The sequence below is a fragment of the Oleiphilus sp. HI0043 genome, assembly GCF_001634935.1.
In genome coordinates, this window is the sequence record NZ_LWEY01000527.1 from 1 (window position 1) to 759 (window position 759).

The 759-nt window shown below is 42.6% G+C and carries 2 protein-coding genes; one reads left to right on the forward strand and one right to left on the reverse strand.

Going from position 1 to position 759, the window contains the following annotated elements:
- Positions 1-339: hypothetical protein (locus tag A3729_RS32455; RefSeq protein WP_197475630.1), on the forward strand; the 339-nt coding region annotated here is incomplete at its 5' end.
- Positions 340-417: 78 nt separating this feature from the next.
- Here A3729_RS32455 and A3729_RS06520 read toward each other — a convergent pair.
- Positions 418-759: BCCT family transporter (locus A3729_RS06520; RefSeq protein ID WP_068633448.1), on the reverse strand; the 342-nt coding region annotated here is incomplete at its 5' end.

The following is a 759-nucleotide window of genomic DNA, read 5'->3' on the forward strand; positions in this document are numbered from 1 at the left end:
AAACGTACTAAGATTGATGCCAGTAAAAATGGCATTATTGAGGAAGAAGCACAAGCAGCCAATCGCCAACGACAGGGCTTGAAGGTTTTCGAGACGACCTTGAAAAAGCTCGAAAAGTATAAGTCCGATATCGATAACAATGAACACGACATTGTTGAATTGCATAACGAGTTAAAAAAAGTTAAAGATGAGTTCGACAAGAAAATTCGTCGCCTTGAAGTGATTACCGGTAAGACTGCCAGTGATTATGCCAAGCTTCTGCAAGATTTAAGTGACGACAATAAAGACAAACCCCAGACTCCCTCTGAAGAAGCACAAACAAACGATAACAATCCTTAGCCTAAACTATTACCCTAAAAGCGGACGTCTGCTTCATTAAGTATTTAATCTAACCTTAACAAAGCAAACGTGATCGTGTTATGAGTAATACTTAGGCTCAGTTCTGAGCCCCATCAACAAACTAACGCACATCGCAAGCAACACAAAGGTAAATGGCAACCCTGAAGAGATAGCACCTGCTTGCAGCGCTTGTATTGCTTCGGTCCCTCCTATCCATAACAAGGCAGCCGCGATTGCGCCTTCAATAGTTGCCCAGTAGATACGTTGGGGTACGGGCGCATCAATTTTGCCACCTGCTGTAATGCTATCAATGACCAAAGACCCTGAATCGGAAGAAGTAATAAAGAATACCAATACAAGGAGAATAGCGATCATCGATAGAAGCTGACTCATGGGCAGCTCATCGAACATCTGAAACAT